The 3719-nt window shown below is 48.3% G+C and carries 2 protein-coding genes; both read left to right on the forward strand.

The annotated features are described in order from the left end of the window. The first annotated feature begins 1366 nt into the window (after window positions 1–1366). Window positions 1367–3070 carry a long-chain fatty acid--CoA ligase gene (locus QZP87_RS12745; protein ID WP_291323303.1) on the forward strand — a complete coding sequence of 568 codons (1704 nt, stop codon included), beginning with the start codon at window positions 1367–1369 and terminating at the stop codon, window positions 3068–3070. Between the two features lie 31 nt (window positions 3071–3101). Then, window positions 3102–3551, forward strand: a complete 450-nt coding sequence (locus QZP87_RS12750) for a hypothetical protein (protein ID WP_291323304.1) — start codon at window positions 3102–3104, stop codon at window positions 3549–3551. Window positions 3552–3719 lie beyond the last annotated feature (168 nt).

Consider the following 3719-nt stretch of genomic DNA (forward strand, 5'->3'; position numbering starts at 1 on the left):
CAGCGAAACTTATTGATTGACCTCCGGGGACTGGCTCTCCCCGCACTTATTTTTAAAACCTGTCAAACTTCCTTCAGAAAAATAAGTGCGGGGGTGCCTGTCCCCAATTTCGACCGGTTAAGAAGTTATATAAGTTTCGCTGTAGTGCTAAACAGATACGGTTTTGGGTATCTTTTCGTCTCTTCTCTAAAAAGCGCTGAACAGATAGAGGTTTTGTTGCCGGGTCTGTTACTGCCGGAACAGATATCAAAATAACACATGCTGTTCGATTGTAAAGGGAAAAAAGTTTCTTCACAATGAGCAAAGTTTAAGTTGATTTAAAAGCACTTTTTTTCTAGATTGTTTTTAGCGCTACAGCTGAAGCAAGAGTGCCCGTATCTGTCAGCGCTTCGCGTGTGGCGTGGCGCCGGCTCGTAAGGCCAGTGCCTGCCGGGCGGCTTCCTTCTCCTCTTCCAGGCCGTAGGGGAGAGCATACAGCTCGGAGAGAGAAAAGGCATACAGCCCTTTGGGGGACTGGCTTCCCCGCTCTTTTGAATAATCCGTACATTTTCTCTCAGAAAATATTTGCAGGGTGCCTCTGTCCCCAGTTGAAATATCAGATGGATTATAATAAGTTCCGCCGTAGTCTTGACAGTCAAAAGCGCTCCACCCTGGCGGCCCGGGGACAGAACCGAATAAGTAACTCGTACCACTTCTTCCCAGGCTGGAGCCTGGGAAGAAGCACCCGGCCTGGGGCCTATCCCTCGCCATGAACTGCTTGTGCAGGTTCACTGAATTACGTGTTGGTGGTTTTTGATTTGTGCAGGAAATGGGTTGCGCGGACTGTCCCCAGGCCATGATCCGGCACCATTGTTTTTTCCCATATTCTGCAGCCTTTTAAAGTCTTACTGCCATAAGATAAGTCCGGGGATGCCTGTCCCCTGCTTTCGGTAACGTATCTGTTCAGCGCTTTGCATGTGGCACAGGGACTGGTTCTTCCGGGACCCGCTTGTCCCAGAAATATGAGTCATTTCAAGCACAAAACGATGCTCAAGTGGGTCCCAAAGTGCCTGTCCCCTGCTTTCCTTAAAAGCGCTAAACAGATACTCGGTAACATAGTTCACCCGTTTAAACCACGCTTGCGCGTGACTGCCGGAGACAGTGTTTAACCGGGTAAATTGTTAAAGATTGACACTACATCGCTCCCGACATTCATCATTCTGGAAATTGTCGGTAACTACAAGACATTGTTGGAGAATTTTTGACTGTAAAGTTGTATTTTATTGAAAATATGTTCTGGGGTGCTGGTCTCTATGCGACATGCAGGCGCTGCACAGATATATTTTTTTAAATTGCCAATAATTTATTTAAACACAAGGGCGGATTCATGCTTACTTCAGATATATCCAAACCCTGGCTTAAAAGCTATGATAGTGAGGTCAGCCCAAATCTGGATTATGAAGAGATACCCGTTTATGAGTATCTGGACCGGGTGGCTGCAAGGCATCCCAGGCGCAAAGCCATACACTTTAACAACTGGAAAATGAATTATAATAAGCTTCAGGAGTTGACTGAAAATTTTGCAGCCAATCTCAGAAGCTACGGCTTAAGTCCGGGGGACAGGGTGGCCATTATGCTGCCAAATCTCCCCCAGACCATTATAGCTTACTGGGGGGTACTCAAGGCAGGCGGTACTGTGGTCATGACCAACCCCCTGTACATGGAAAAGGAGATACTGCACCACTTCGGGGACTCGGAGTCAAAATTTCTCATAACCCTGGACCTGCTGTGGCCGAAAATTTCTGAGCTTATGCCCAGGCTTGGTCTGGAAAGAGTGTTTATCGCCAGCATTCCTGACTGCCTCCGCTTTCCCCTGACCTGGCTCTACCGACTGAAGATGCATCGCGAAAAAAAGGTTCCGGATATCCCATATGATGATGAAAAAGTATTGCCATGGAGAAAACTGATTCAGAAAGGCGAGGTGTTTATCAAGTACACCCCGGAACCCAGGCAGGATCTGGCTATGCTTCAGTATACAGGGGGCACCACAGGGCTTTCCAAGGGGGTAATGCTGACCCACTACAACCTGGTTGCCAATGTGCGACAGGCCATGTCCATGCTGCATAATATCGAGTTGGGAGAGCATACGGTTCTGGGCCTTTTGCCCTATTTTCATATTTACGGCCTTACTGTGTGCGTCAATTTCGCCACTGCAATAGGAGCCACCCTGGCCCCTTATCCCAGGTTTGTACCCAGAGATGTATTAAAGGCCATCCACAAGATTAAACCCACCATCTTTCCCTCGGCTCCTGCGGTTTTTCAGGCCCTGCTGCACCAAAAAGACATTGACAGATATGACCTGTCCTCCATCAACTACTGTATATCCGGATCAGCGCCTCTCCCAAAGGAATCCATAGAAAGATTCAACAAAACCACGGGTGCTGAGATACTGGAAGGCTACGGCCTTACAGAGGCTTCGCCTATAACCCATTTCAACCCTTTGCGGGGCAAGCGCAAAATCGGCTCCATTGGATTGCCGTTTCCTGATACGGATGCCGCCATTGTAGATATGGAAAAAGGTGGTGCCCCCCTGCCTCCCAAAGAGATCGGGGAACTCATAGTGAAAGGGCCGCAGGTTATGAAAGGGTATTGGAACCAGCAGGCGGAAACTGCTCAGACTCTTCGAGACGGCTGGCTTTATACTGGAGATATTGCCTACATGGATGAAGAGGGTTATTTTTTCATTGTGGATCGCAAAAAAGATCTGATTATTACCGGAGGATACAATGTATACCCCAGGGAAATAGATGAGGTTCTTTACGAGCACCCGAAGATCAAGGAAGCAGTCAGCGTCGGTATTCCCAATTCCACTAGGGGCGAAGTGGTTAAGGCCTTTGTGGTGCCCGTGGAAGGTGAAGATCTTACAAAAGCTGAAATCGTATCCTTCTGCAAGCAGAAGCTGGCGAGTTTCAAGGTGCCCAAGCAGATAGAATTCCGGGAGGAACTGCCCAAAACCATAGTGGGCAAGGTCCTGCGACGGGCTCTGCGTGAAGAAGAAATGGCTAAAAAGCAGAACGGAGACGACAACTGATGCCGGGGCGGCGTATATCAAGACAGGATCAATGATGTTTTGCGGCAAATGTAGTTACACTTCCTTTGACCACCTGGAACAGTGTCCCAAGTGCGGTTATGAATGGAGTGCCGACCGCAGGGTGTTCAATGTAGACTGGGTTCAGGAACAGACAGAACCCTGGGTGCTCAGCGGCCAGTCCTCTATGGAGGAAACTGGTGAAACATCTACAGAATTTCAAGGGTATCATAACCTCAGGGAGGATATTGCTGCATCTGATGCAGACGACAGGGGGCAGGAAGCTTTTTTCCCGCGTGCTACTGCAGTTGATGAAGGTGAAACTGAAGCAGGCTCAAGTTTCAGCCTGGACCTTGGCAGTGAGCTTGAACCTGACATAGCGGATGCACAACGTCAAGAAAAGCCCGGCTCCAGGTCAAGTATGGAAGAAGAGATAGAGTTTCCAGACCTGGAGATCAATTTTCCAGGCAAGAGTGAAAAATAGTATCTGTTTGGACTTAGGAAGTAAGTAATAATAACCTGTACGTTGCCTTTCCCACGCTCCGCGTGGGAACATTCTTCGGACGCTCCGCGTCCAAAATGATCCAGCACTCACTTTTGAATACTATTATTTACCTGGTACTTCTCCATTGTCAAAAGTGAGTGCTGGATC

The organism is Desulfonatronospira sp., from assembly GCA_003563255.1.
Taxonomy (GTDB): Bacteria; Desulfobacterota; Desulfovibrionia; order Desulfovibrionales; family Desulfonatronovibrionaceae; genus Desulfonatronospira.

Bases quoted from the DNA above. Each gene is read 5' to 3' on its own strand.
- QZP87_RS12750 (WP_291323304.1), top strand. From the start codon at position 3,102: ATGATGTTTTGCGGCAAATGTAGTTACACTTCCTTTGACCACCTGGAA.
- QZP87_RS12745 (WP_291323303.1), top strand. From the start codon at position 1,367: ATGCTTACTTCAGATATATCCAAACCCTGGCTTAAAAGCTATGATAGT.